Origin of the sequence: Actinosynnema sp. NPDC023794, assembly GCF_040639675.1 — a bacterium.
GTDB lineage: Bacteria > Actinomycetota > Actinomycetes > Mycobacteriales > Pseudonocardiaceae > Actinosynnema > Actinosynnema luteola.
Map to the genome: position 1 here is coordinate 47,337 of NZ_JBFAFR010000040.1, position 25,361 is coordinate 72,697.

27 protein-coding genes are annotated in these 25,361 nt (G+C 70.0%); 17 read left to right on the forward strand and 10 right to left on the reverse strand.

The window, feature by feature from the left end; genetic code table 11:
* Positions 1 to 15: 15 nt before the first annotated feature.
* The 10 genes from AB0H12_RS40830 to phoU all read left to right on the forward strand — a co-directional run bounded on the left by AB0H12_RS40830 (position 16) and on the right by phoU (position 11,925).
* Positions 16 to 1,710 (forward strand): pentapeptide repeat-containing protein, encoded by a 1,695-nt coding sequence (locus AB0H12_RS40830; protein ID WP_499630724.1) that lies wholly within the window; start codon positions 16 to 18, stop codon positions 1,708 to 1,710.
* Positions 1,711 to 2,216: 506 nt separating this feature from the next.
* Positions 2,217 to 2,558, forward strand: a complete 342-nt coding sequence (locus tag AB0H12_RS40835) for a hypothetical protein (RefSeq protein ID WP_499630727.1) — start codon at positions 2,217 to 2,219, stop codon at positions 2,556 to 2,558.
* Positions 2,559 to 3,316: 758 nt separating this feature from the next.
* Positions 3,317 to 3,787, forward strand: a complete 471-nt coding sequence (locus tag AB0H12_RS40840) for a superoxide dismutase (RefSeq protein WP_499630730.1) — start codon at positions 3,317 to 3,319, stop codon at positions 3,785 to 3,787.
* A 45-nt stretch (positions 3,788 to 3,832) separates the two neighbouring features.
* Positions 3,833 to 4,333, forward strand: a complete 501-nt coding sequence (locus AB0H12_RS40845) for a GNAT family N-acetyltransferase (protein WP_499630733.1) — start codon at positions 3,833 to 3,835, stop codon at positions 4,331 to 4,333.
* 53 nt (positions 4,334 to 4,386) lie between these two features.
* Positions 4,387 to 5,001, forward strand: coding sequence for a DUF4937 domain-containing protein (locus tag AB0H12_RS40850; protein WP_499630736.1), 615 nt, complete (start codon positions 4,387 to 4,389; stop codon positions 4,999 to 5,001).
* 43 nt (positions 5,002 to 5,044) lie between these two features.
* On the forward strand, positions 5,045 to 6,193 hold the full coding sequence (dusB, locus tag AB0H12_RS40855) for a tRNA dihydrouridine synthase DusB (RefSeq protein ID WP_499630739.1): 1,149 nt from the start codon (positions 5,045 to 5,047) through the stop codon (positions 6,191 to 6,193).
* A 1-nt stretch (position 6,194) separates the two neighbouring features.
* Positions 6,195 to 6,641: a hypothetical protein gene (locus AB0H12_RS40860; RefSeq protein WP_230566290.1), complete on the forward strand. Its 447-nt coding sequence runs from the start codon at positions 6,195 to 6,197 to the stop codon at positions 6,639 to 6,641.
* A gap of 180 nt (positions 6,642 to 6,821) precedes the next feature.
* Positions 6,822 to 7,685, forward strand: a complete 864-nt coding sequence (locus AB0H12_RS40865) for a GGDEF domain-containing protein (protein ID WP_499630742.1) — start codon at positions 6,822 to 6,824, stop codon at positions 7,683 to 7,685.
* Positions 7,686 to 7,895: 210 nt separating this feature from the next.
* Entirely contained in the window at positions 7,896 to 11,183 is a 3,288-nt protein-coding gene (locus AB0H12_RS40870; RefSeq protein ID WP_499630745.1) for an LCP family protein, read from the forward strand.
* Between the two features lie 79 nt (positions 11,184 to 11,262).
* Complete coding sequence (gene phoU / locus AB0H12_RS40875) at positions 11,263 to 11,925, forward strand: phosphate signaling complex protein PhoU (RefSeq protein ID WP_499630747.1); 663 nt, start codon at positions 11,263 to 11,265, stop codon at positions 11,923 to 11,925.
* A gap of 3 nt (positions 11,926 to 11,928) precedes the next feature.
* Here the strand turns inward: phoU and AB0H12_RS40880 are convergent, their stop codons facing one another.
* The 10 genes from AB0H12_RS40880 to AB0H12_RS40925 form a co-directional block, all read right to left on the reverse strand.
* Entirely contained in the window at positions 11,929 to 12,723 is a 795-nt protein-coding gene (locus AB0H12_RS40880; protein ID WP_230566286.1) for an ESX secretion-associated protein EspG, read from the reverse strand.
* Positions 12,720 to 14,267: a PPE domain-containing protein gene (locus tag AB0H12_RS40885; RefSeq protein WP_499630750.1), complete on the reverse strand. Its 1,548-nt coding sequence runs from the start codon at positions 14,265 to 14,267 to the stop codon at positions 12,720 to 12,722. The genes AB0H12_RS40880 and AB0H12_RS40885 overlap by 4 nt, the downstream gene beginning before the upstream one ends.
* 20 nt (positions 14,268 to 14,287) lie before the next feature.
* Positions 14,288 to 14,830, reverse strand: coding sequence for a DUF3558 family protein (locus AB0H12_RS40890; protein WP_499630753.1), 543 nt, complete (start codon positions 14,828 to 14,830; stop codon positions 14,288 to 14,290).
* A 13-nt stretch (positions 14,831 to 14,843) separates the two neighbouring features.
* Positions 14,844 to 15,245, reverse strand: coding sequence for a hypothetical protein (locus AB0H12_RS40895; RefSeq protein ID WP_499630756.1), 402 nt, complete (start codon positions 15,243 to 15,245; stop codon positions 14,844 to 14,846).
* A 165-nt stretch (positions 15,246 to 15,410) separates the two neighbouring features.
* The gene (gene pstB, locus AB0H12_RS40900; RefSeq protein WP_141980105.1) at positions 15,411 to 16,187 is read right to left on the reverse strand and encodes a phosphate ABC transporter ATP-binding protein PstB; all 777 of its coding nucleotides are present in this window, start codon (positions 16,185 to 16,187) and stop codon (positions 15,411 to 15,413) included.
* Positions 16,188 to 16,197: 10 nt separating this feature from the next.
* On the reverse strand, positions 16,198 to 17,112 hold the full coding sequence (pstA, locus tag AB0H12_RS40905) for a phosphate ABC transporter permease PstA (protein WP_499630759.1): 915 nt from the start codon (positions 17,110 to 17,112) through the stop codon (positions 16,198 to 16,200).
* The gene (gene pstC, locus AB0H12_RS40910) at positions 17,109 to 18,164 is read right to left on the reverse strand and encodes a phosphate ABC transporter permease subunit PstC (protein ID WP_499630762.1); all 1,056 of its coding nucleotides are present in this window, start codon (positions 18,162 to 18,164) and stop codon (positions 17,109 to 17,111) included. The genes pstA and pstC overlap by 4 nt, the downstream gene beginning before the upstream one ends.
* 34 nt (positions 18,165 to 18,198) lie before the next feature.
* On the reverse strand, positions 18,199 to 19,320 hold the full coding sequence (gene pstS / locus AB0H12_RS40915; RefSeq protein ID WP_499630764.1) for a phosphate ABC transporter substrate-binding protein PstS: 1,122 nt from the start codon (positions 19,318 to 19,320) through the stop codon (positions 18,199 to 18,201).
* Positions 19,321 to 19,514: 194 nt separating this feature from the next.
* Positions 19,515 to 20,393, reverse strand: coding sequence for a mycothiol synthase (gene mshD, locus AB0H12_RS40920; protein WP_499630767.1), 879 nt, complete (start codon positions 20,391 to 20,393; stop codon positions 19,515 to 19,517).
* Between the two features lie 34 nt (positions 20,394 to 20,427).
* Positions 20,428 to 21,183, reverse strand: a complete 756-nt coding sequence (locus AB0H12_RS40925; protein ID WP_499630768.1) for a winged helix-turn-helix domain-containing protein — start codon at positions 21,181 to 21,183, stop codon at positions 20,428 to 20,430.
* Between the two features lie 175 nt (positions 21,184 to 21,358).
* Between AB0H12_RS40925 and AB0H12_RS40930 the strand changes: the two genes are divergently transcribed.
* The 7 genes from AB0H12_RS40930 to AB0H12_RS40960 all read left to right on the forward strand — a co-directional run bounded on the left by AB0H12_RS40930 (position 21,359) and on the right by AB0H12_RS40960 (position 25,232).
* Positions 21,359 to 22,114 (forward strand): alpha/beta hydrolase family protein, encoded by a 756-nt coding sequence (locus AB0H12_RS40930; protein ID WP_499630771.1) that lies wholly within the window; start codon positions 21,359 to 21,361, stop codon positions 22,112 to 22,114.
* The gene (locus AB0H12_RS40935) at positions 22,111 to 22,914 is read left to right on the forward strand and encodes an LmeA family phospholipid-binding protein (RefSeq protein WP_499630773.1); all 804 of its coding nucleotides are present in this window, start codon (positions 22,111 to 22,113) and stop codon (positions 22,912 to 22,914) included. The genes AB0H12_RS40930 and AB0H12_RS40935 overlap by 4 nt, the downstream gene beginning before the upstream one ends.
* Complete coding sequence (locus AB0H12_RS40940; protein ID WP_499630776.1) at positions 22,914 to 23,339, forward strand: TlpA family protein disulfide reductase; 426 nt, start codon at positions 22,914 to 22,916, stop codon at positions 23,337 to 23,339. Before AB0H12_RS40935 ends, AB0H12_RS40940 begins: the two co-directional genes overlap by 1 nt.
* Before the next feature lie 66 nt (positions 23,340 to 23,405).
* Positions 23,406 to 23,483: a putative leader peptide gene (locus AB0H12_RS40945; protein WP_360462167.1), complete on the forward strand. Its 78-nt coding sequence runs from the start codon at positions 23,406 to 23,408 to the stop codon at positions 23,481 to 23,483.
* Positions 23,484 to 23,586: 103 nt separating this feature from the next.
* Positions 23,587 to 24,042, forward strand: coding sequence for a DUF4395 domain-containing protein (locus tag AB0H12_RS40950; protein ID WP_499630780.1), 456 nt, complete (start codon positions 23,587 to 23,589; stop codon positions 24,040 to 24,042).
* A gap of 39 nt (positions 24,043 to 24,081) precedes the next feature.
* Complete coding sequence (locus AB0H12_RS40955) at positions 24,082 to 24,927, forward strand: sulfurtransferase (RefSeq protein WP_230566273.1); 846 nt, start codon at positions 24,082 to 24,084, stop codon at positions 24,925 to 24,927.
* Between the two features lie 2 nt (positions 24,928 to 24,929).
* Entirely contained in the window at positions 24,930 to 25,232 is a 303-nt protein-coding gene (locus AB0H12_RS40960) for a DUF1416 domain-containing protein (RefSeq protein WP_230566272.1), read from the forward strand.
* The last annotated feature ends 129 nt before the right edge of the window (positions 25,233 to 25,361 follow it).

Genomic DNA, 25,361 nt, shown 5'->3' on the forward strand with positions numbered 1-25,361 from the left:
GACGATCCTCTTCTCATGGGAGAGCAGCGGGACCGACCTGCCTACAAGGTCCTGTCCACCAAGACCATCGTCTGGTTCGGCGTGCTTTTGGTGGTGGTCGGCGCAGGTCTGGCGGCGGCTCTACTGCGGTCCTACGGTGCTGGCACCGAGGCCGACAAGGCGCGCTTGGACGCGATCAGGACCGCCGGAACCATCGTGGTGGGCACTGGAGGAGTCGCGGCTTTGTGGTTGGCGGCCCGGAGGCAGCAGGCCACAGAGATAGCGCTGCGGCAGAAGGACGCAGACCAAGCGCACCAGGAGCAGGACGCTGCCGAGCGGCGGGTTACGGAGCTGTACACCAAGGCGGTGGAGCAGCTTGGCTCGGAGAAGGCACCGGTGCGCCTCGGTGGGATGTACGCGCTTGAACGCCTGGCGCAGAATGCGCCAGACCAGCGCCAGACCATTGTAAACGTGTTGTGCTCCTACCTTCGGATGCCTTTCCAGTCGCCGATTGCCCTTGATGCCGTGCCTGCCGAGTCCACAGCGGCCAAGGCGCTGATAGTCCCGCAGCAGTGGAAAACGTCAGCAGTTGACGGGAATGCGGAGCCGATCGTGGATCGCGACGAGAATGAACGGCGTATACAGGAGCGTGAGGTACGGCTTACTGCGCAACGCATCATCACGGAGCATCTTCACCCACAGTATGACGCTGGCCACCCGGCGGATACCTTCTGGGAACACATCAACCTTGACCTCACCGGGGCAACACTTATCGCGCTTGATCTTCATGGATGCCGTGTCGGGACGGCTCAATTCGACGGGGCGAAGTTCGAGAGGGGTGCCGGGTTCATCGGCATGACGTTTGAGGGAGGTGCCATGTTCGCCGGGGCGAAGTTCGAGGGGGATGCTGCGTTCGTCGGAGTAATGTTCGAGGGGATCGCCGTGATCGATGAGGTGACGTTCATGGGGGACGCCGGGTTCGACGGAACGACGTTCAAGAGAGTCGCCAGGTTCGACGAGGTGACGTTCGGCGGGCTGACCGGGTTCAATGGAGCGACGTTTGAGCAGAATGCCGTGTTCGGCGGGGCTACGTTCGGCGGGTTCGGCGGGTTCGACGGGGCGACGTTTCAGGGAAACGCCGGATTCGACGGGGCGACGTTTGAGGAGAATGCCGTGTTCGGCGGGGCTACGTTCGGCGGAATCGGCGGGTTCGACGGGGCAACATTTCAGGGAAACGCCGGATTCGACGAGGCGACATTCGAAGGGTTCGGCGGCTTCGGTGGGGCAAAATTCATGGGGGCCGCGGGGTTCGGCGGGGCGAAATTCATTGGGGACGCCGTGTTCGACGGGGCTACGTTTCGAGGATTCGGCGGGTTCAGTAGGGCGGCATTCGAAGCGTTCGCCGGATTCGTGGGGGTGACGTTCGAGAGGGTCGCCGGATTTGTCGAGGTGATGTTCACGGGGGACGCCGGGTTCGACGGAACGACGTTCGAAGGCGTCGCCATGTTCGGCAGGGCGACGTTCGAGGGGGACGTCAGGTTCGACAGGGTAATTTTCAAAGGGCCCACCGTGTTCGACAACGCACGAGTTCGAATCGATGTAGTTGAAACGACCAATAGGAACTGGCCGGTGGGATTCTCTGTCACAGATCCGGGTTCGCCGCAGGAAGCAGTGATAGAGGGCCGGAACGGAGAGTGGGGTTACCTTACACCGGTCTGCGACGGCAGTTAGCCAGGCCAGAGCGTCTGGGAAAGCGGGAGAATTTATGCTCGACTGACCGCAACCACCGCTACCGGCAGCACCTGTCAGCACCACACGCGATCAGGGTCGACCTCGACAATGTCGAGGGTCGCGAGGCTGCTGGTTACCGGCAGTATGATGGCCTTTGAACACTTGAGGCAACGCACTGTTACCAAGCGAACGCAAGTGGTGACCGGCTAACGGATTGGCGATTGTTCACGACTTCCGATCTGACTCGGAGGTTTGCCACTATGCGCACTCGTCTTACGCTTGCAGGTCTGATGCTAGCTGTCCTTGCCAGCTGTTCCGAAGGTGAACTAACCTCAAGTAATACGTCCACAGGAACGTCGACCACGACCAGTACTACCATTACGACGCGAGTGACGACGTCACCACCCACGTCGACTACTCCGAAGACAAGTCTGTTCCGACTCGGCGAGCAAGCAAGCGGTGGATGCGCAGCGGCCGACTGTGCTCTGAAATTCACCATCGGCAAGATGTCGGACTGCACTGGCGGCTACGAGGGTGATCCCCCGCCCAGTGGCACGACGCGCAAGTTGTTGTGGATCGAGGTGCAGACGGGTAGTACCTACGATGTCTCGGACCTGCCATCCAGCCTCTTCACACAGTTCACGGCCATCAGTGCGAACGGCGTCACCGGCGGAAGGATCAACCCGTCCACCTATTGGAAGTGTGCGCCAGAGGGCAGCCGCATGGGGTTCGGCGACGAGGACTGGCTGCCTGACAAAAAGTACGCCGGAGCCGTCGAGGTCTACCTACCTGACGACGCTACGAAGGTGTCCAACGCTCAGGGCTACTGGGAGTGGCTTGTGCGGTAGATCGACGGTCCGTAGCCGGCGCAGCGCGCCCGACCGATAGCTGGCCCAACTGAACCAATGCCGGACGATTTGCAAGATCACCCCACGCAAGACTGTGGTGGTGCGCAGGTCGCAACGCTAGTCAACGGCTGGTCAGGTGATAATCACACCGTGTACCAATGCCGATCTGTGTGGGTTTTTTGAAGAGGGGTGACGTCACATGCACATGGCAATAGACGTGTATGTCGTGTCCGGCCTGAAGTGCCAGACTGCCGGCGACAGCGTTCGCAATCTGGTGAACGACCTTCGGGTTGGAGGGGTCGAGTGAAGCTTTGCTCACTTTACACCTCCTGTGTCGCTCTCGACTTGAAGTCGGCGCAAGCCTATAGGGTATGACCGGGCGAGCGCGGTGTTGACCTGGCGGGCCACCATCGCTCGTCCAATGTGGACTCCATCAGAGGGAGCGCGCTCACAGCTCATCGACACGCGTGACGACCAAGTCAAAGCCCTCAGCTACCCCCGACAAACGACAACAAGCGATGGCGTTCGATCGTCTGCAATGGACGTTCGCAGCTGCGAACCTTGCAGGTAGTGGCGGGTAGTGGAAGCTGTCGACAGACGACGAGTAGGTAAGATCCACAACCTTCGGGTTCAGGGTTCGAGTCCCTGGCGGCCCACCATTTCCATTGCACTTCACCCCGGAATGCGAATGTGGGTGGACTCCACCGGAACGGGTGATCGTGCTGGCGTTGGCCCCGGGTGGGCGCTAAGTAGGTGCCATGTACCTCGCTGCGGCACTCGCGCTCACGGCCTCGGTTATAACCGCGTCCGGGGAACTGACCAGCTACGACTCCCGCGTGCCCGCCGGAGCGCGGGCGGAGGTGGTGGTCGTGCCGCGGGATGGTGGGACGGTCGTGCTGCTGCGCACCAGTGGTCTGCTGCCTGACCGCGAGTACGGCGCGCACGCGCACGTGAACCCCTGCGGGCCGATGCCGACCGACGCCGGGCCGCACTACCAGCACGTCCAGGGTGGGGCTACGGACCCGGCGTTCGCCAACCCGCGCAACGAGATCTGGCTCGACTTCACCACCGACGCGCACGGTCGGGGCGAGGCGATGACGCGGGTCGCGTGGCAGTTCGGCGAACGTAGGCCGGGCTCGGTCGTGCTGCACGAGGAGCACACCCACACCGGACCCGGTCACGCCGGCACGGCGGGCGCCCGGCTCGGCTGCCTCACCGTGCCGTTCTGACCGAACTCCCGCGGAACTGTCGTGCCCCGCCGGCACCCTGCCCCCATGACCGCGAACATCGCGCTCCAGCCGTGGTCCGAGGGCGACCTCTCGCTGCTGCGCCGACTCAACGCGCCCGAGCTGACCAGCCACCTCGGCGGCCCCGAGCCCGACGCCCGGGTCGTCGACCGGCACCGGCGCTACCTCGAGGTCGGCGACGGTCGGATGTTCCGCGTCGAGGTGGACGGCGTGGCCGCGGGCAGCGTCGGGTTCTGGCAGAGGTCGTGGCGGGACGACCTGGTCTGGGAGGTCGGGTGGAGCGTGTTGCCCGAGTTCCAGGGGCGCGGGGTGGCCTCGGCGGCGGCGCGGGCGACGGTGGTGGCCGCACGGGCGGAAGGCACGCACGGGTGGGCGCACGCGTTCCCGGCGGTGGACCACCCGGCGTCCAACGCGGTGTGCCGCAAGGCGGGCTTCACCCTGCTCGGTGAAGCCGACTTCGAGTACCCGCCGGGCCGGTGGATGCGGTGCAACGACTGGGCGCTGGAGCTGCTGCCCCCGCGAGCTTGACCTCCAGCGCGGAGGAGGTCGCAGGATGACGACCTCGACGGACGGAGGCGCCCGTGCTCGCCAAGTGGATCACCTGTGACGTGCCGACGGCATCGCGCGACGTGTTCAGCGCCGCTCAAGCGAGGTGGACGGTCATCGGCGACCAGCCCGGGCTGCTCGGGCAGGTCGGCGGCTGGGACCCGCGAACGGGCCGCGCGCACGTGCTCGCTCTCTGGGCGGACGCCGCAAGCCACGAGGTGTTCCTGCGCGACCGGCACGACGCGATCGCCGACGCGAGCGGCTACCGGGGCATCGCGGTCGCGGTCGGTGAGACGGTCCTCACCCTGCCCGGCACGGCGGCGACCGTGGCCGAGGCGATCGACGGCCCGGTGCTGCGCGTCGCGGACTGCCTGCTCGCCGCGGGCGCGGAGGAGCACTTCACCGACGTCCAGCGGGAGGTGTGGGCGCCGGCGATGGCGACGGCGGGCGTGCTCGGCGGCGTGGTCGCGCGACTGTCCGCGAACCGCCACCTCGTCGCCACGTTCTGGCCCGACGCGTCGACCCACCGCCGGTACACCGCCGAGGTGCCCGGACTGCGTGCCCGTGCCGGCGCGGACGCCGACATCACCTCCACGACCGGGCACGTCCTGGCGCTGGAGCAGGCGTGGCGGGTGAGGGCGATTCGGTGATGTGGCACCCACCACTACCAGCGCTGGGCGACAATGGACGGCGATGTCCACCGCCTTGCACGCCACCAAGCCCCTGAAGATCGGCCGCTACCCGGTCGATCCCGCCGTCGTGCTCGCACCCATGGCGGGCATCACCAACGTGGCCTTCCGCCAGTTGTGCCGCGAGTTCGGCAGTCCCACGTCGCTCTACGTCTGCGAGATGATCACCGCACGGGCGATCGTCGAACGCGACGCCAAGACGATGCAGATGATCACGTTCGGCGAGGGCGAGAGCCCCCGCTCGATGCAGCTCTACGGCGTCGACCCGAAGTCGATGTCCGAAGCCGCGAGGATCATCGTGGACGAGGACCGGGCCGACCACATCGACATGAACTTCGGCTGCCCGGTGCCCAAGGTGACGCGCAAGGGCGGCGGCGCGGCCCTGCCGTACAAGCGGCAGCTGTTCCGGCAGATCGTGCGCGCCGCGGTGCGCGCCGCCGAGCCCGCCGGCGTGCCGGTGACGGTCAAGTTCCGCATCGGCATCGACGACGAGCACCTCACCTACCTCGACGCGGGCCGCATCGCCGAGGACGAGGGCGCGCAGGCGGTCGCCCTGCACGCGCGCACCGCGTCCCAGCGCTACTCCGGCAAGGCCGACTGGTCCGCCATCGCCCGCCTGAAGGAGGCCGTGACCAGCATCCCCGTGCTCGGCAACGGCGACATCTTCAGCGCTCGGGACGCCCTGGACATGGTCGCCCGGACCGGTTGCGACGGCGTCGTCGTCGGCCGCGGCTGCCTCGGCCGGCCGTGGCTGTTCGGCGAGTTGCAGGCGGCGTTCCGGGGCGAACCCGTCCCACCGGGGCCGCGGCTCGGCCAGGTCGCCGACATCCTGCGCCGGCACGGCGTGCTGCTCGCGGACTTCCTCGGCGAGGACAAGGGCCTGCGCGACCTGCGCAAGCACGTGGCCTGGTACCTGAAGGGCTTCCCGGTCGGCGCGGAGCTGCGGCGCAACCTCGCCATGGTCTCCACCCTCGCCGAGCTGGACGACCTGGTCGGCAGGCTCGACCCGGCGCTGGAGTTCCCGGACAACGCCGACGAGCCGCGCGGCAGGCAGGGCTCGCCCGGCAAGGTCGTGCTGCCCGAGGGCTGGCTGGACGACCCCGAGGACGCCACCGTGCCCGTCGGCGCCGACGAACTGCACTCGGGTGGCTGACGTGGCGCGCGCCGCGACGGCGCTGGCGTGTGCCCTCCTGCTGGCCGGTTGCGGTTCGGCGATCACCGGCGCCGCCCGCCCGCTCCAGGTCACCGACGTGGAGCGGGAACTCGTGTCCGGCTACTTCGCCGACCTCAACGAGGCGGGCGGGCAGGGCACGACCGAGCAGCGCGACCTGCTCAAGGACACCCAGCACCCGGACTTCCGCGACGAGGACTGCGAGCTGCCCGCGGGCACGATCAAGGTGCAGCCGACCATGTCGACGCTGCGCCTGGACCCGGCGTGGGCGCCGCCCGGCGAGGACGAGCACCCGCGCGGCGTGGTGCTGGTCGTCGCGGTCACGCTGACCGTCGTGCAGGACGGCTCCGAGATCGGCAGCCAGATCGGCTCGCAGCACGTCGTGCTGCTCAACGGCAAGGCCTACGGCTTCGCCCCGTGCGTCAATTGAGGTGACGCCGACCCGGTTGACCACGCTCGGTGAACTTCGCGGCCTTTCGATCACCGAATGCCACTAGTTCGGAGCAGTGCACGGTCAGCCAGTCGAGGGAAATCCCTCTATGACGTGTCCCGCCCGCTCAAGCGTCGCCTCGGATCAGACGACACCTTGGCAAGGAGGGAGGTGAGCGCGATGACCGCACTACGACCTGAAGTCGCGGAGTCCGACTGCGACGGCCGGACCGGAGGAGGCATGCCCGCGTCCGAGAGCGAGGGCACCGGCCTGGTGCAACTGCACGAGTCGATCGCCGCGCTGCTCGCCTCCCGAGGCCAGTGGCGGCAGGCCTACCAGCACCTGCGCTCCGCGTTCGACCTGGTCTACGCCGACCAGGACGACCCGCCGCAGGTGCCCGAGCAGCTGCGCCGGGAGGTCGACCGGCTGCGCCGCGAGCACGCCGAGGCGCGCGAGCAGAGCCTGCGCGACAGCCTCACCGACAGCTACAACCGCAGGTACCTGGACGAGCGACTGCTCCACATGGTCGCCGAGCGCGGCTCCACCGCGGCGGGCCTCGCCATCGCGTTGATCGACCTGGACTGGTTCAAGCAGGTGAATGACACGTTCGGGCACCTCTTGGGTGATCGGGTGTTGCAGCGCGTGGTCGAGCTGTTGCAGGAGGAGCTGCCGGAGGGCGGTTTCTGCGCCCGCTACGGCGGCGAGGAGTTCGTCCTCGTGCTGCCCGACGTCGAGCCCGCGCCGGCCGTGGAGATCGCCGAGTCGGCCCGGCTGCGTGTCGAGCGTCACGCCTGGGCTTCCCTCGCGCCCGGTTTGCGAGTGACCGTCAGCATCGGATTGGCCTATGAGCCGACACCGGCCGGCGCGCCGAGCCGTCCGCCGGTCGCCCCGGAGCAGCAACTCCTGCGCGCGGACAGCTTGCTCTACACCGCCAAGCAGTCAGGACGGAACGCCGTCGCCTACCGCGAGAACGGCCGCGTCCTCCTGGCGGGTGCCGCTTCCGGGCGACGAGGTATAGCCGAATCGCGGGTCGCCGGTTACTGACACCTGACCGTCACTCACCCTTTCGGACGTAGTCTGCTGCGCGCAACCGAGTACTGCCGCCCCCTGTATCACCGGGAGTGGTCGTCAGGACTGGCCGTCATCCGTAGTATCGCCAAGGCAAGTGACACGCCGTTGGTGCAACCAATGTGTCCTTGCTGTCGTCAACTCGTGATGACGACCGACTAATGACCGAAGCTGAAGGGAGACCGGGTGCCCGACGAGCCCCGCCGTGGCGGCCCCGGACCCGGAGGTGACCAGGCCCCTCAGGAGGACCAGCCGACCGGCCGTCGCCGCAGGTCGCTGGACGATGGCGGGCTGAGCGTGTCCGACCTGCTGGAACAGCACAGCCGCACGAACATCCCACGCCCCGTCCCGCCCGGTCCGTCGGACACCGGCAGGCGCGCCGCGCCCGAGCCAGAGCCGCCCCGCAGACCCACGCCGCCCCAGAACGGCAGGCACGCCCCCGAGGGCGCCGGCCGCCGCGCCGCGCCGGAGCCGCCGCGCAGGCAGGCGCCGCCGGTGGACTACGCGCCACCGCCACCCGAGGACACCGGTACCCGGCCCAGGCCGACCAACGGCGCACCGCCGGCCGCCGGCCGCCGCCCCACCGCACCGCCCCCGAACGACTTCTTCGCCGCCAACGACGGCACCGGCACGCGGACGCCGCGTCCCGTGGTGCCGGAGGACACCGGCGCCCGACGCCGTCCCGACGAGCCGGGCCAGGCACGTCCCGGCCGTCCCGCGCCCCCGCCGTCCGGCGGACCCGCGAACGGCTACGCCGGCCGACCGGACGACGTCGGCCCGGGGCGTCCGGCCGCCCCGCGCCCCGCACCTCCCGGCGAGCCGGGAACGCGCTTTCCCGCCAACGGCCGCCCGCAGGACCCGGCCGGGCCACGACGCGCCGAGAGCACCGGCCAACGCCCGCGCCCAGACCTCCCCGGCGCCGCGCCGGGTCGACGGCTCCCCGACGGCAGCGGACCACGGCCCCGGCCCGACGGCAACGTCCCTCGTCCCGAAGACCTGGCCCCCGACGCACCCCGCCGCCTGACCGACGGCAGCGGACCACGCCCCCGGCCCGAAGGGCTCGCACCCGACGCACCCCGCCGCCTCGCCGACGGCGGCGGACCACGCCCGCGACCCGAAGACCTCGCGCCAGGCGCGCCACGGCGTTCGGCGGACGGCAACCCGCCGCCGGCGCCCGACGCGCCTCGTCGCCTGGCGGACGGCAGCGGCCCGCGCCCGCGGCCCGAGGAAGCAGGACCGCCCGGACGCCGCGCCGCCGAAGGCGCCCCGGCCGAAGGCGTCGGGAGGCGCCTCGCGGACGGGCCGCGTCCCGGCGAGCACACCGGCCAGCGTCCCCGCCCCGGCCTGCCGGCCGACGGACCCCGTCGCCTCGCCGACGGCAGCGGCCCGCACGACCTGACCGGGGCGCCCCACCCCGGCCGCCGACCCGACCCGGCCGTCGACCCGCGCCGCCCGGCGCCCGCCCCGCCCGGCGAAGACCCGAACCGCCGTCCCGAGGGCAGCGGACCCCGCCGCCTCGCCGACGGCCCACCGGTCGTGCCGGTCGACGGCAGCGGACCGCGCCGGCTCGCGGAGGACGGCAGCGGACCGCGCCCGGTCGGCGACGTGCCCGGCCGGAGGTTCGCCGACGACGGCCCCGCCGCCGCGCCCGACCAGGCGCCGCCCGTCATCGCCGCCCGCCTCAACGCGGGCCCGGAGCCGCGCGAGGCCATCGACCCGGCCAGCCTCACCACGGAGATGGAGGCCATCAGCGACGACGTCAAGAAGCGTCGCGAGGTCGACCACACGCTGGCCCGCTTCTCCGCCGTCCACGACGAGCTGGCCGAGCAGGAGCGCCTGCGCAAGGAACGCCGCCAGAAGCTCATGCCGTGGAAGGCCGAGCACGACGAGGACGCCACCGAGTACGCCTCGCCGGTCGACGACCCCCACGACGACGGCCCGCGCCGCGGCGGCCGCACGGCCAAGCACAGCAAGATCGTGCGCGCGGTCAAGGTCGTCGCGCTGGCCGCCGCCGTGCTGGTGTTCGTGTCCACCGGCCTCGGCTGGGGCGCGATGTTCTACATCGACAGCAAGTTCACCGAGATCGACGCGCTGAACACGAACTCCGCGGCGGTGCACGAGGCGGAGAAGCAGCTCGGTGACGAGAACTTCCTCATCGTCGGCTCGGACACCCGCGCCGGCGCGAAGCCGCAGGACGGCGTCGGCGACCCGAACTCCGAGGACACCGCGGGCGCGCGCTCGGACGTGCTGATGCTCGCGCACATCCCGGCCGACCGTAAGCGCATGGTCGTCGTCTCCGTGCCGCGTGACCTCCTCATCAAGCGGCCCAAGTGCGAGAGGTGGAACCCCGACACCGGCGAGTACACCGGTGAGACGCTCGAGGCCGAGGAGGACGTGAAGGCCAACGAGCCGTACGCGATCGGCGGCCCGAAGTGCGTCAGCGCGTTCATGACGGAGCTGACCGGCCTGGAGATCAACCACTTCATCAGCGTCGACTTCAACGGCTTCAAGGGTATGGTCGACGCCATCGGCACCGTCCCGGTGTGCGTGCCGAGGCCGATGGACGACGACGAGCTCGGCGTGATCTTCGACAAGGCGGGCAAGTTCGAGGTCAACGGCGACAAGGCGCTGGACTACGTGCGCGCCCGCAAGGTCGACGGCGAGGTGCTCGGCGACTACGACCGCGTGACGCGGCAGCAGAAGTTCTTGTCGTCGTTGCTGCGCAAGGCGTTGTCGTCGGAGATCCTGCTGAACCCGGGCAAGCTCAACGCCTTCCTCAACGCGTTCGCCGCGTCCACCGTCGGCCAGAACATCGGCGTGAACGACATGCTGACGCTGGCGCAGTCGTTGCAGAGCCTGGAAGCCGGCCGGGTCACGTTCGTCACGGTCCCGCACAAGACGTCCGAAGGCGCCACGAAGTCCAACGACGACAACCTGGAGTTGTTGAAGGAAGAGGAAACCAGGGCGTTGTTCCAGGCGATCATCGACGGCACGCCGCTGCCTGAGGAGACCCCGGACACCACGGCGACCGACCCGAACCAGGCCGCCCAGGGCGCGACGCAGACCTCCACGCCGCCGGCCGGCCCGAAGCAGGGCAAGGTCATCGACCACAAGGGACTGAAGGTCCAGGTGCGCAACGGCGACCCGGACAACGACGGCGCGTCCCGCCGGACCACCTTGGCGTTGCGGGAGCTCGGCTACGACGTCGTCATCCCCGGGGACGCGCCGCCCGCCGAGAAGACCGTGATCCTGTACGGGATCGGCGCGGAGGACGCGGCGACGACGCTGCTGTCCTCGGTGCCCGGCGCGACGTTGCAGTTCCAGGCGAACATGGGCGGCTCGGTGCAGCTGCTGATCGGGCCCGGTTGGGACGAGGAGGTCCGGGCCCCGCAGCCGGCGGGCACCGATCCGGGCAAGGCGGCGCCGCCCGAGGACCTGGACGTGGTCAACGCGGGGAAGGACCCCTGCGCCTAGAGGACTGGACGTCTTGGGTTCACCCCGGGTTCACCGGGGCGGGTCGCTACCGCGATGACCTGGCCGTAGGCTGACGCCCATGCGTGAGGCCTACCACGACCAGCTCGGACAACTCGCCGACCAGCTCGCCGACATGTGCGGCATGGCAGGCGACGCGATGGAGCGCGCGACCGCTTCCCTGCTCGGGGCGGACCTAGCCCTCGCCGAGCAGGTGATCGGTGACGACGCCAAGATCGACGACGTGCGCGCCGACATCGAGGAGCAGGCGTACGCCCTGCTGGCGTTGCAGGCGCCGGTCGCGACCGACCTGCGCATCGTGCTCGCGGTGATCCACGCGGCCGAGAGCGTGGAGCGGATGGGCGACCTCGCGCTGCACGTGGCCAAGGCCGCGCGGCGCAGGCACCCGAACCCGGTGCTGCCGGACACGGTGCGGCCGTACTTCGCCGAGATGGGCCGCATCGCGGTCGAGCTGGCGCGCGAGGCGACCCACATCATCCGCACGCAGGACGTGCAGCGGGCGCGGTCGTTGGAGGACGCCGACGACGCGATGGACGACCTGCACCGCCACCTGTTCACCGTGATCATGGACAAGGACTGGGCGCACGGCGTGCCGTCCGCGGTCGACACGACGCTGCTCGGCCGGTTCTACGAGCGCTTCGCCGACCACGCGGTGTCGGTGGCCAAGCGCACCGTCTTCGTGGTCACCGGGCGGATGCCCGGCTACCACGGCGACGGTTCCTGAGCGTCAGGCGAGCAGGCCGTTCAGCTCCTGCGCCAGCTGGCCGGCGATGCGCGCGTTGTCGGCGGGGGCGTGGGTGAGCCACTTCTGGCCGTCCTGCCCCTGCCGCGTCTGCGACATGTAGCGGCCCTGGTCGTTGTCGAACCACGCGATCTGCGGCGCGCGCTGCTCCCGGCCGTGCCTGCCGCGCACCGTGACGCCGAACTGGCCGGCGCGCAGCCGGGGGCGTTCGAACACCGCTTCCAGCGCGCGGACCTGCGTGCCCGCGGTCGAGCGCGGCGCCATGGTCTGGGTGAACGTGGCGTTGCCGAAGTCGTCGTCGCGGCGCGGCGGTGGCGGCGCGGACGTCGGTATCGGCACCGTGATCGACTGGCCGGGGCCCGGCCTGGACGGCGGGACGAGGTCCACGATCGTGCGCAGCAACGCGGGCGCCCGCATCAGGTCGACCTTGATCTGCCGGTCGTCCATCACCGCGAGCGCCGCGCTCTCACCGGCCGCGCCGCCGCGCGCCAGCAGCTGGCGCTCGACGTTGCGCGCGTCGAGCGAGGCGACCGCGTTGAGGCTGTAGTCGAAGCGGACCAGCAGGGTGAGCGCTTCCTCCACCTCGGGCGCGACCCGGCCGCGCTGGGCCAGGCCGCGCGACTCCAGGTCGCGGTAGACGGCGTTGCGGATGCCGCGCCGCTCGTCGACCGTCTGCCCGAGGTAGGGGAATTCGAACGGGTAGGGACGGCTGCCGAGCCTCAGGTCCTCCCAGAGCATGTCGGCCGCCGCGTGGGACAGGGCGAACGAGAACACGCTCACCCGCCGATGACCGGCGGAGCGACCATGGTGCCGTCGCCGAAGACGTCCTCGGTCTCCACCAGGTAGGACGCGGCCTTGTGCTCCTTGTCCTCGTCGCCCTGGCCGCGGGCGCCACCGGCGCCCGCGCCCATGCCGGCGCCCATGCCGCCGGGACCACCGCGACCCGCCGCGCCCGCGCCGCCGAGACCACCGCTGCCGCCGGGACCGAAGCCACCGGCGCCGGTCCGGCCGGCCTCGCCGAGCGTGCCCGCGCTGCCGCCGGGGCCGAAGCCGCCCATGCCGCCCATGCCGCCGCGACCGGCCGCGGTCATGCCGCCGGGACCACCGCCGGGGCCGCGGCCCGTGCCACCGCCTCCGGGGCCACCACCGGGCCCGCGGTTACCGCCACCGCCGGGAACGTTCGGGTTGGGACGTCCGCCGGGCGGCATCGGGGGCCGGTTGGGCCCGGGACCGGGACCGGGACCGGGACCGGGCGGGTAGATGCCGGGCGGGTAGGGGCCGGGGCCAGGACCGGGGATGTTGGTGTTGCCACCGCCACCGCCACCGGGCCCGGGCAGCGTCGTGGTGCCGCCGGGACCGTTCCAGCCGGACTGGTTGGTGTTGCCACCGCCGGTTCCGCCACCGCCGGGCAGGCTGAAGTCGCCCGTCCCGGTGCCCGTGCCCGTCCCGGTGCCGCTGGGGACGGTCTGCCGGCCGCCGATCTGGCCCGTGCCGGGCTGGCCGGGGTCGCCGCCGCCGGAGCCCTCCATGGGCGGTGGCGCCGAGAAGGCGGGCATGGTCGAGCCCGACTCCTGGAAGCTCGTGGACATGGTCGTCATGACCTCGGCCGCACGTTCGTGGGCCTGCTGCTTCTCCTCGAACTTCTGCTCGATCTGGTCGATCGTCTCGGCCCACTTGAACGGGTTGGGCTCGGCGAAGAACATCTTGTAGGCGTCGGCGGTGCTGAACTCGACCGGCTCGGGCATCGCGTTCTTCGCCGACTCGGCCGCCTGGCTCTGGGCGTACAGCTTGTTGCCGGTGAGCTGCGCGCCCTGGGCGGCGTTGCCGGACCAGGTGGCGACGTTGGTGAAGTAGCCCTGCGCCGACTCGGCCGCCGCGCCCTGCCAGGCCCCCTTGCTGGCGGCCGTGGCGCTGCTCAGGTTGGACTGCAGCTCGGCCAGCGTGTTGCCGAGCTTGGTCCAGGCCTCGCCCTGCTCGTTGGCCGTGCTCGGGGTCATGTTCGTGGTGACCATGTCCTTGAGGGCCTTGTGGTCGTAGCCCATGTAGTGGGAGCCGGGCGGCGACAGCGGCGGCCGGTAGTTCTCCACCACCTGCTCGAGCTGCTGCTCCTGCGTGGACTGGTACTGCGCCGACTGCTGCTTGTAGCGCAGGTAGTCGTCGAGCGTCGTGATGGCGCCGAAGATCCCCGGGTTGGCGGCGCGTTCGCGCTCGTACTCGGCGCGCAGTTCAGCCTCGGTCTGCCCGGCGTAGGTGACCTGGGTGGCCTGGTTGCTGCTCTGCGGCGGCAGCGAGTTGGACGGCGGCTGCGAGTTCGGCGGCGTCACGACGTTCTCCCCCCTCTGGGTTATTTCGGCAGCTTCGGTTCGATGGCGGTGGCGACCGCGGTGGCGGCGGCGCAGGCTTCGTCAAGCGACGCGTTCGCGGAGGCACCCACGTCCACCCTGGACGTCGGCGTCACCTCGACGGCGACCAGGCACGAAGCCTTGGTCGTCGGCGACTTGACGAGCTTGCCCTTGCGGGAGCCGACCGGGATGTCCGACTTCTCGGTGCCGCCGACGGTGTCCTCGATGCCGAGTTCGGGGTGCGCCGCCAGCGAGAACGACACGGTCGAGGAGTAGTTCGCGAGACACGTGTCCCCGCCCTCTTCCTCGATCTCGGTCAAGTTCAGCTGTGCAGCGACCGAGTTGAGTACTGCACAAGGGTCGAAGTCGGCCAACGTGTCACTGCCGGTGGACGGCTTCGCGCTCGTGGTCGTCTCCGACGTCCGCTCCGTGGACGTGGACCCGGTTGGTCCCGGCGTGGCGGTTCCCCCGGTCGTGCAGCCGGTTGCAACCGCGCCCAACACCGTCAGCGCCAGCACGACGCGAGTCGACAATCCCTTGATCAACTGACTTCCACCCTCAGTAGCGTTTGTAGGTGCTCGCGTTCGAGCTGTCGACCTCGCGATAGTTCTCGATCGCCTTCTGCAGCGCCAGCCGGGCCTCTTCCAACGCGGACTTCAACTGTTCCATGGCAGGGATGATGCCGGTCGTGCCCGCCCCACCCTGGACACTCTCCTGGTTGTAGCGGGCCATGGCGGTGCCGTCAGGACTGGTGCCGAGCTTGGTCTCCTGGGACAGCTTGATCATGTAGGAGTCCATCTTGCGCAGGTCCTGCTGGGCGTTGTCGATCGCCTTCAAGTAGGCCTCGGCGCCTTCCTGGCTGATGGCGAACGAGCCCGACTCGGCGGCCTGCTTCAGCCCCACCATGTTGGCCGTCATAGCCTGCATGGACTGTGCGCTCAACGCACCTTCCGCCGCCACGGTTACCCCCTGCGAGTCTGCCGATCCCAACGGTCACGGTACCCCCGAACGGGCGACCGTGTCTCGATTTTGACGGCTGGGGCGAGCCCGTGGTTCCCCTGTCACCCGAACGCGCGGAAGCCCTCCCGCCGCTGGTGGGAGGGCTTCCGGGAGCCAAGGCGGTGATCAGCCGAAACGGCCGGAGATGTAGTCCTCCGTGGCCTTCTGGCTCGGGTTGGAGAAGATCTTCTCCGTGTCGTCCACCTCGATCAGCCGACCCGGCTGACCGACGCCCAGCAGGTTGAAGAACGCGGTCTGGTCGCTGACCCGCGCCGCCTGCTGCATGTTGTGGGTCACGATGACGATCGTGTACTCCTTCTTCAACTCCGTGATCAGGTCCTCGATCGCGAGAGTGGAGATGGGGTCCAGCGCCGAGCACGGCTCGTCCATCAGCAGCACGTCCGGCTGCACGGCGATCGCCCGCGCGATGCACAGCCGCTGCTGCTGACCACCGGACAGGCCGCCGCCGGGCCGGTCGAGGCGGTCCTTCACCTCGTTCCACAGGTTCGCCCCGCGCAACGACCGCTCGGCCACCTCGTCGAGCTTCTTCTTGTTCCGCTCGCCCGCGAGCTTCAGGCCCGCCACCACGTTGTCCCGGATGGACATCGTCGGGAACGGGTTGGGGCGCTGGAACACCATGCCGATGGTCCGGCGCACCTGCACCGGGTCGACGGAGGACGCGTAGATGTCCTCGCCGTCCAGCAGCACGGTGCCCTCCACCCGAGCCCCGGGCGCCACCTCGTGCATGCGGTTCAACGACCGCAGCACGGTGGACTTCCCGCAACCGGACGGGCCGATGAACGCCGTCACGTTCTTCGGCGGCACGGCGAGCGAGACACCGTCCACGGCGTGGAACTTGCCGTAGTACAGGTTGAGGTCTTTCACGTCGATGCGCTTGGCCATGACCGCCCGCTCACTTCGTCTTCGGAGCCAGCCACCGCGAGATCACGGTAGCCAGCAGGTTGAACAGCGTGATGATGATGACCAGGGTGATCGCCGCACCCCAGATCCGCTCGAAACCGGCCTGCGTCGGGTTGTTCCGCTCCGACGTCATGAGCAGCGGCAGCGACGCCATCGGCCCGTCGAACAGGTTGTAGTTGATGTACGGCGCGTACGCGGCCAGCACGAGCACCGGCGCGGTCTCGCCCATGACGCGGGCCAGCGCCAGCATGATGCCGGTGATGATGCCGGACAGCGCCGTCGGGATGACGACCTTCACGATCGTCTTCCACTTGGGGATGCCGAGCGCGTAGGACGCCTCACGCAGCTCGTCCGGCACGATCTTGAGCATCTCCTCGGTGGTCCGCACGATCACCGGCACCATGAGCAGCACCAGCGCCAGCGACACCGCGAAACCGCTGCGACCGAAGCCGAAGTAGGTGATCCACAGCGTGTAGACGAACAGCGCGGCCACGATGGACGGCACACCCGTGAGGATGTCGACCATGAACGTGGTGGCCCGGGACAGCTTGGACCGGCCGCCGTACTCCACCAGGTACACGCCGACGAACAGGCCGATCGGCACGGACAGCACACCGCACACCAGGCCCTGCACCAGCGTGCCGTAGATCGCGTGGTAGACGCCGCCGCCTTGTTGGCGGCCCAGCAGGCCGGACAGCGACTTCTGCCACCAGTCGCCGTCGAGCACGACCGGGAAACCGCGCTGGATCACCACCCACAGCACCCAGATCAGCGGCACGATCGCGACGAGGAACGCCCCGTACACCAGGGCGGTGGCGACGCCGTTCTTGAACTTGCGCGCGCCGCTGACGCTCTGGAACGTCGGTGGCGTGGCGAGGCGGTTCAGGTCCGCCGTGTCGGTCGTCATTCGTACTCCTTGTGACCGGCGACGATGGACCGGGCGAGGGCGTTGACGCCGAAGGTGAGGACGAACAGCACCAGGCCGGCGGCGATGTAGGCGCCCGCCGTGCGCGGGTCGTTGAACTCGGGCGCGGCCAGCGCGATCTTGGACGCGAACGTCGCGCCGCCGTCGAACAGGCTCCACGCGAACGCGGCGCCCGTGCCGCTGAGGATGATCGTCAACGCGATCGTCTCGCCGAGGGCGCGACCGAGGCCGAGCATGGAGGCGCTGACGTAACCGGCCTTGCCGAACGGCAGCACGGTGGTGCGCACGACCTCCCACTTGGTGGCGCCGAGCGCGATGGCGCCCTCCACGTGGGTGACCGGCGTGCGGTCGAACACCTCGCGGCTGACCGCGGTGATGATCGGCAGGATCATCACGGCCAGCACGATGCCTGCGGTGAAGATGGTGCCGCCGAGCTCGATGCTGACGTTGCCCTCGGCGAACAGCGGGATCCAGCCGAGGGTGGAGGTCAGCCACTCGCCGATCGGGGTGAGCACCGGGCCGAGCACGAGCAGGCCCCACAGGCCGAAGATGATCGACGGCACGGCGGCGAGCAGGTCGATGACGTAGGCGAACGGCCGGGCGAGCCGGCGCGGCGCGTACTGGGTGAGGAACAGGGCGATGCCCAGGGCGATCGGCATCGCGATGATCAGCGCGAACGCGGACGACACCACGGTGACCAGGAGCAGGTCGAGGATGCCGTAGCGCATGTCGTTGACGTCGCCGGTGGACCACTCGCGGCTGGTCAGGAAGTTGACCTTGTCCAGCGCGAGCGAGGGGATGGCCTGGAGCAGCAGGAAGACGCCGATCGCCGCGATCAGGACCACGATGAAGATGCCCGACCCCGTGGCCAGGCCTGCGAAGATCCGGTCACCCGGCCGGACGTGGGTCTGCTGGTCGGCTTCCGTGGTCGGGGGAATCGGAGCCTCCGAGTCGGGTCGGGCAGCCGGAACGCCCGCACGGGCACCGGTCGAACCGGTGCCCGCGGGGCGTGGGGCCACTGTGCGGTCGTTCATCGCAATGGCGTTCCCGGGAAGTGTGCCGGCCTGGTCAGGCGATGGCCTTGATGGCGGTCAGCAGCTTGTCCTGGAAGGCCTTCGGCAGCGGAGCGTAACCCGCGTCCGCCAGACCTTCCTGGCCGGTCGTGGCCGCGACCGTGAGGAACGCCTTGACGGCCTTCGCGGTGTCGGCGTCGTAGCCCTTGGAGCAGACGATCTCGTAGGTGGCCAGCAGCAGCGGGTAGGCGCCCGCGGTGGTGGAGCCGTAGATCGAGTTCAGGTCGAGGACCAGGTCGTTGCCGGTGCCCTTGATGGTGGCGCCGTCGATGGCCTTGCCGACCGTCTCGTTGGTCAGCTCGACCGGGCCGGAGCCGTTGTCGATCTTGGCCAGGGACAGCTTGTTGTCCTGCGCGAACGACAGCTCGACGTAGGTGATGGCGCCGTCGACGGAGCCCGCGGCCTGCGCGACACCGGCGGACTTCTCCTTGGCCTCGCCGACACCGCCCTTGAACTGCTTGCCGTCACCCTGGGTCCACGCGCCCTTGGAGGCGACGGTCAGGTACTTCTGGAAGTTGTCCGTCGTGCCGGACTCGTCCGAGCGGTAGACGACCTTGATGTCCTTGTCCGGCAGCGACGCGCCGCTGTTCAGCGCCGCGATGGCCGGGTCGTTCCACTTCTTGATGCCGCCGTTGAAGATCTTGGCGGTCACCTCGCCGTTGAGGACCAGGTCCTTGACGCCCTCGAGCTTGTAGCCCAGCGCGACCGGGCCGAAGACCAGCGGCAGGTTCCACGCCGGGTTGCCCTCGCAGCGCTCGGCCGCCGCGGCGACCTCGCCCTTGCTCTCCGACAGCGGCGAGTCGGAGCCGCCGAAGTCGACCTGGCCCGCGTTGAACTGCTTGACGCCCGCGCCGGAGCCGGAGGCGTTGTAGGCGAGGTCGGAGCCCGGGCACTTCGCCTGGTAGGCCTGGATGAACGTGGCGATCGCGTTCTGCTGCGCGGAAGAGCCCTCGGCGCTCAGCTTCGACTTGCCACCGCACTCGACGGGGACCGACGAGTCGCCGGCCGCCGACGTCGAACCCGTGCCGGGGGCGTTGTTGTCGCTGCCACACGCGGTGAGCAGAAGCGCACCGGCCGCGATCAGGCCGAGTACGGCGCCGTGTCGCTTGGTCTTCACCTGGGAGTCCTCCAGCTACGGAAGCGGGTTTCGCGGCGAAGCCCCGCCGCTCGACACGGACGGTAGGTAGCGAGGGTGGACAGGTGCCCAGGAGAAGGTGAACGACGGGTGAACACCATACGGGAAGTGACCGAGTACACCGCCTTTTGGGTGTCCCGTGACCTGCACGTTTGCATGGCGTGATGGGTTTGTCACTACCGGGCGTATTGGACGTCCGAGTCCCAGCGCGTGAAACCCAACCGGTCGTACACGGCCAACGCCGCCGCGTTGTCGGATTCGACGTACAGCATCACGTCGGTGAGCCCGGCCGCGCGCAGGTGCGCGAGACCCGCGAGGGTGATCGCCTTGCCGAGGCCACCGCCCTGCGCGTCCGGGTCGACGCCGACCACGTACACCTCGCCGAGCTCGGCGGTGTGCGCCTTGGTCCAGTGGAAGCCGAGCAGCCGCCCGTCGTCGTCGACCGCGAGCAGGAAGCCGGCCGGGTCGAACCACGGCTGCTCTTCCTTCTCCCGCACGTCCTCGATGCTCATCGCGCCCTGCTCGGGGTGCCAGGCGAACGCGCGGTGGTTGACGTAGACGACGGCCGCCTCGTCCCGGCCCGGCACGAACGAGCGCAGCGCCACGCCGGCGGGCAGCACGGGTTCGGGCAGGTCGGCGTCCAGCGGGCGGCGCAGGCGCAGCAGCTCGCGGACCTTGCGGTAGCCGAGCTTGGCGGCGAGCGCCGCGGCGCCGGGGTGCCCGCCGTGCGACCAGACCCGCAGGGGCTTGGCGCGGTCGGCCACGGCTCCGACCAGCGCGGCGCCGTGCCCGCGACGGCGGTGGTCGGGGTGCACGGCCAGCTCGGCGACCTCGTTGCCGTCGGAGTCGCCGAAGACGTCCAGGTGCAGGTAGCCGACGAGGGCCTCGCCGTCGCGGACGAGCAGGTGACGACTGCCGCGCGCGTCGGGGCGCAGGCGCAGGGTCACGGCTTCGCCGACGGGCGCGACACCGTCGGCGGCCTCCGCGGCCCCGAGCAGACCGGAGACCTCGTCGGCCTGCTCGGGGGACAACCTCTCGAACCAGGTCAGATCCACGCGGAGAACCTACTCGGACGCCGTGCTCGGGCGCTTACGCCCTGAACATCAGCTCGGCGTCGTCGACGGTCGTCTCCGGCGCGTCGACGTGGTGCTCGACGCGCCGGGCGCTGCCCGGGCGCGGGGGCCGCACGAACTTGTAGCCCACGTTGCGCACGGTGCCGATGAGGGACTCGTGCTCGGGGCCCAGCTTGGCGCGCAGGCGCCGGACGTGCACGTCCACCGTCCGCGTGCCGCCGAAGAAGTCGTAGCCCCAGACCTCCTGCAGCAGCTGCGCGCGGGTGAACACGCGGCCCGCGTGCTGCGCCAGGTACTTGAGGAGCTCGAACTCCTTGTAGGTCAGGTCGAGCGGGCGGCCGCGCAGGCGGGCCGTGTACGTCGCCTCGTCGATGACCAGCTCGCCGAGCTGGATCGAGCCGTCGCCGCCGGGCTGCGTGGTGCCGCGCCGGGAGCGCACCAGGCGCAGCCGGGCGTCCACCTCGGCGGGCCCGGAGGTCGGGAGCAGGATCTCGTCCACGCTCCAGTCGGAGTTGACCGCGACCAGACCGCCCTCGGTGACGACCGCCACCACCGGCACGTCCACGCCGCTGGAGTCGAGCAACCTGCACAGGCTGCGCGCGGCGACCAGGTCGGTCCTGGCGTCGACCAGGACGATGTCGTGCGGACCGGCTTCCAGCAGCGCCGAGACCTCCGGGCGCAGCGGCCGGACCTCGTGCGGGAGGAGCGACAGCGCGGGGAGAACCGCCTCGGGGTCGGAGTCGGTGGTCAGCAGCAGCACATCGATACTCATCGCGGCGCCCTCTCGTTCGGCCGGTGCTTGGTCACCGACCAGGCACAGGCGAAGTACGGTGACCGGGCCCCGTTGCCTGCGGATGACGGAGACAATACCGGTGCACACCACGAAAGACCCAGGTCAGCAGGTCAGAGTCACAGTTGTTTCCACAAGCGTCACGCCTGTTACATCCATGTCACATGACGCCGTCCGCCTGCACGGTGTGCATGTGAGATCAACACCGTCCGTGACGGATCTCGCATTCGTGGTGGGTCACGGCTTCACGAATCACGTTCGCAAACCGTTCGTGTCACGCGTGTTGCACCGGTTCGCGAGGCACGGCGGGGTCGTCGCGCTGGACTTCCGGGGCCACGGCCGCTCCGGCGGGCGGTCCAGCGTCGGCGGTGACGAAATCCACGACCTCGCGGCCGGGGTGTCGCTCGCCCGGGAACTCGGGTACCAGCGGGTGGTGACCGTCGGCTTCTCCATGGGGGCGTCCGTCGCCCTGCGCCACGCGGGCCTGCACGACGACCGGCCGGACGCCGTGGCGGCCGTCAGCGCGCCCTCGCGCTGGTGGGTGCGCGACACGGTGGCGATGCGCCGGGTGCACTGGCTGCTCGAACAGCCGCACGGCAGGCTCGCCGCCCGCGCGCTCGGCGTGCGCCTCGGCCCGCCGTGGCGGACCACGCCGGAGAGCCCGCTGGAGGTGGTGCACCGCATCACCCCGACCCCACTGCTCATCGTGCACGGTGAGCAGGACCACTACTTCGGCCCGGCGCACGCCGTCGCGCTGCACCGGGCCGCGGGCGGCGGCGCCGAGCTGTGGCTGGAGCCGGGCGTGCGGCACGCCGAGTCGTCGATGACGCCCGCTCTGGTAGACCGGATCGCGACCTGGTTGGACGAACGCACCTCGCAGCACCACACGGACCGGACAAAGGGCAGGCGATGACCGCGACCGACACGAACCGCCGCCGTTCCACTCGCGGGCGCAAGCTGATCATCGCCGCGCTCGTCGTGGGCGCGCTGCTGGTCGCCGCCGACTTCGCGCTCGCCGCGGTCGGCGAGTACCAGGTCGCGCAGAAGATGCGGGAGAAGTTCGGGCTCAGCGAGGACCCGTCGGTCCGGATCAACGGCTTCCCGTTCATCACGCAGGCGATCGGCGGCGACTACCGCGACATCGAGATCAGCGCCACCGGCGTGCCCGTGCGCGACCAGCTGCGGGACCTGGAGATCCGGGCGAACCTCAAGCACACCCGGATCGGCCTGTCGGACCTGCTGGCCGGCAACACCCGCGACGCGCGGATCGACCAGGTCAGGGGCAGCGTCAAGATCAAGGTCAACGACCTGAGCCGGCTGGTCAACCAGATCACGCCGTTCACCGACCTGGCGATCGACCCGGACAAGCGCACCAAGGTGACCGACGGGCAGGCGCCGGACCCGACGGTCGCGGCGGTGAAGCTGTCGGGCAAGACCACCGTCGCCGGCCGCGACCTCCGCATCACCGCGTACGGCACGGTGTCGCTGGTCAACGGCCAGGTGATGATCGCCGTGAACGACGTCGAGCTGGACGACATGGCGCTGGACGGGCTGGACGCCGTGCTCGGCGTGGTGCGCGAGGCGTTGAGCGTGACCATCGACCCCGGCGCGCTGCCCTTCACGGTGACGCCGACCGCGGTCAAGGTGGAGAGCGGGGCGTTCACCGTGGAAGGCGCGATCAACGACATCCTCCTGGACCAGGGCGGCAGCTGATGACCGGTGTGTGGGCGCTGCTCGGCGCGGTCGCGGTCGTCGCGGTGATCGCCGCGGCGGCGCGCGCCCGGGACGGGCGCGTGCGCGCGGCGAAACCGCACCGGGGCCTGCCCGCGCCCGTGCGCGACCTGCTCGACCCGGGCGTCCCGGTGACGTTGGTGCAGCTCTCCACGACGACCTGCGCGAACTGCCGGCAGACCCGCGCGGTGCTCGAGGACCTCGCCGGCCGCACCGCCGGGCTGCGGCACGTCGAGCTGGACGTGACCGACCTGCCGGAGGTCGCCGCCGACCTCGGGGTGCTGCGCGCACCGACCACGGTGGCGCTGGACGCCTCGGGCGCGGAACTGCTCCGGGTCGGTGGCGTCCCGAAGCCGGACCGCCTCATTGCGGCTTTGCGCCCACACCTGCCAGGACCGATCGGGTGAACCCGGGTATTCCCACGGTTTGGACACCACTCCCGACAGCAGGGACGACCGGCTAGTCTCGAACCCATGACCACGCTGCTGACCAAGCGACTCGCGGTGGACCTGTGCCGCGTGCGCAGCAGCCTGTGTCGCGCGGCGCGCTGACCGGGCGGTTACCGGCGGCCCGCACGCCCTTGACGGCTGTGCGCGCCTGCCCTAACACCGCCTGAGACGGACTACCAGTCTTGTCCACCGTCAGGAGGTCGCCATGCCTTCGAGTGCCACCGCCACCAAGGACGCGCCGGTCGACCCGCGCGGCCCCCGGTTCAGCGCCTGGATCACCACCGCCATCCTGGCGGTCGTCCTGCTGACCGGCTCGTGGCGGCTGCTCGCGGCCCAGACCGTGCTGTTCGCGATGTGCGCGTTCATCTCGCTCAAGCTCAACCCGTGGGGCCACGTCTACCGGTTCGCCGTGCAGCCGAGGATCAAGCCGACGACCGAGCGCGAGGAAGCCGCCCCGCTGCGGTTCGCGCAGGGCGTCGGGTTCGTCTTCGCGCTCATCGGCACGATCGGCTACACCACCGGCTTCACCGCGCTCGGAGTCGTCGCCACGTCCGCCGCACTGGTCGCCGCGCTGCTCAACGCCGCGGTCGGCCTGTGCCTGGGCTGCGAGCTCTTCCTGCTCCTGCGCCGCTACGCACCCGCCCTCGCCCGACCCCAGTGACAGAAGTCGCAGCAAGAACGAAGAAATTGGAGCAGCTCGATGAGCCGTGAAGACGTCCTGGTCTCGGCCGCTTGGTCCGAGGAGAACCTCAGCGCGCCCGGTGTGGTGTTCGTGGAGGTGGACGAGGACACCACCGCCTACGACGGCGGCCACATCCCGGGCGCGGTGAAGATCGACTGGAGGAACGAGCTCCAGGACCCGGTGCGGCGCGACTTCGTCGACCGCGCGGGCTTCGAGAAGCTGCTGTCCGCCAAGGGCATCTCCAACGACGACACGGTCATCCTGTACGGCGGCAACAACAACTGGTTCGCCGCCTACGCCTACTGGTACTTCAAGCTCTACGGCCACGACGCCGTGAAGCTGCTCGACGGCGGGCGCAAGAAGTGGGAGCTCGACGGCCGCCCGCTGGACAAGGAGCAGGTCGAGCGCCCGGCGACCAGCTACACCGCCCAGGAGCAGAACCTGGCGATCCGCGCGTTCCGCGACGAGGTCGTCGACGCGATCGGCAACAAGAACCTGGTCGACGTGCGCTCGCCCGACGAGTTCTCGGGCAAGCTGCTCGCGCCCGCCCACCTGCCGCAGGAGCAGGCGCAGCGCGCCGGCCACATCCCCAGCGCGATCAACGTGCCGTGGAGCAAGGCGGCCAACGAGGACGGCACGTTCCGGTCGAACGAGGAGCTGGCCGAGATCTACGGCGAGGCCGGTTTCGACGGCTCCCGCAAGACGATCGCCTACTGCCGCATCGGCGAGCGCTCGTCGCACACGTGGTTCGCGCTGCACGAGCTGCTCGGCCACGAGGACGTGAAGAACTACGACGGTTCCTGGACCGAGTACGGCTCGCTCGTCGGCGTGCCGGTCGAGCTCGGCAGCGGCAAGGAGGCCTGATCATGAGTCTGGACGGTTGCGGCGCGCCCGAGCAGGGCGTCGACATCCAGGTCGGCGCGAACGAGGTCGTGCTGTCCGGCAAGGTCCGGTCCGAGGGCGCACCGGTCGGCGGCGCGTTCGTGCGCCTGCTCGACGCCTCGGGCGAGTTCACCGCCGAGGTCGTGTCCTCGGCCGACGGCGACTTCCGGTTCTTCGCCGCGCCGGGCACGTGGACCATCCGCGCGCTGCACCGGTCGGGCAACGGGCAGGCGTCGGTCAGCGCGGAAGGGCCGGGCGTGCACCCGGTCGAGGTCGCGGTGGCCTGACACCGCCCCGAGATCCGGGGAGCGCACGGGCTGCGCACAGCGCACCGGTCTCGTGCGGCCTGGAGCCGCGTGACGTCGAGCCGACCGCGTTCCTGCCGTGGCCGGGGCCCGGCGGCGACATCTCCGCCG

Bases quoted from the DNA above. Each gene is read 5' to 3' on its own strand.
- AB0H12_RS40830 (WP_499630724.1), top strand. From the start codon at position 16: ATGGGAGAGCAGCGGGACCGACCTGCCTACAAGGTCCTGTCCACCAAG.
- AB0H12_RS40835 (WP_499630727.1), top strand. From the start codon at position 2,217: ATGTCGGACTGCACTGGCGGCTACGAGGGTGATCCCCCGCCCAGTGGC.
- AB0H12_RS40840 (WP_499630730.1), top strand. From the start codon at position 3,317: ATGTACCTCGCTGCGGCACTCGCGCTCACGGCCTCGGTTATAACCGCG.
- AB0H12_RS40845 (WP_499630733.1), top strand. From the start codon at position 3,833: ATGACCGCGAACATCGCGCTCCAGCCGTGGTCCGAGGGCGACCTCTCG.
- dusB (WP_499630739.1), top strand. From the start codon at position 5,045: ATGTCCACCGCCTTGCACGCCACCAAGCCCCTGAAGATCGGCCGCTAC.
- AB0H12_RS40865 (WP_499630742.1), top strand. From the start codon at position 6,822: ATGACCGCACTACGACCTGAAGTCGCGGAGTCCGACTGCGACGGCCGG.
- phoU (WP_499630747.1), top strand. From the start codon at position 11,263: ATGCGTGAGGCCTACCACGACCAGCTCGGACAACTCGCCGACCAGCTC.
- pstB (WP_141980105.1), bottom strand. From the start codon at position 16,187: ATGGCCAAGCGCATCGACGTGAAAGACCTCAACCTGTACTACGGCAAG.
- pstA (WP_499630759.1), bottom strand. From the start codon at position 17,112: ATGACGACCGACACGGCGGACCTGAACCGCCTCGCCACGCCACCGACG.
- pstC (WP_499630762.1), bottom strand. From the start codon at position 18,164: ATGAACGACCGCACAGTGGCCCCACGCCCCGCGGGCACCGGTTCGACC.
- AB0H12_RS40925 (WP_499630768.1), bottom strand. From the start codon at position 21,183: ATGAGTATCGATGTGCTGCTGCTGACCACCGACTCCGACCCCGAGGCG.
- AB0H12_RS40930 (WP_499630771.1), top strand. From the start codon at position 21,359: ATGTCACATGACGCCGTCCGCCTGCACGGTGTGCATGTGAGATCAACA.
- AB0H12_RS40935 (WP_499630773.1), top strand. From the start codon at position 22,111: ATGACCGCGACCGACACGAACCGCCGCCGTTCCACTCGCGGGCGCAAG.
- AB0H12_RS40940 (WP_499630776.1), top strand. From the start codon at position 22,914: ATGACCGGTGTGTGGGCGCTGCTCGGCGCGGTCGCGGTCGTCGCGGTG.
- AB0H12_RS40945 (WP_360462167.1), top strand. From the start codon at position 23,406: ATGACCACGCTGCTGACCAAGCGACTCGCGGTGGACCTGTGCCGCGTG.
- AB0H12_RS40950 (WP_499630780.1), top strand. From the start codon at position 23,587: ATGCCTTCGAGTGCCACCGCCACCAAGGACGCGCCGGTCGACCCGCGC.
- AB0H12_RS40955 (WP_230566273.1), top strand. From the start codon at position 24,082: ATGAGCCGTGAAGACGTCCTGGTCTCGGCCGCTTGGTCCGAGGAGAAC.
- AB0H12_RS40960 (WP_230566272.1), top strand. From the start codon at position 24,930: ATGAGTCTGGACGGTTGCGGCGCGCCCGAGCAGGGCGTCGACATCCAG.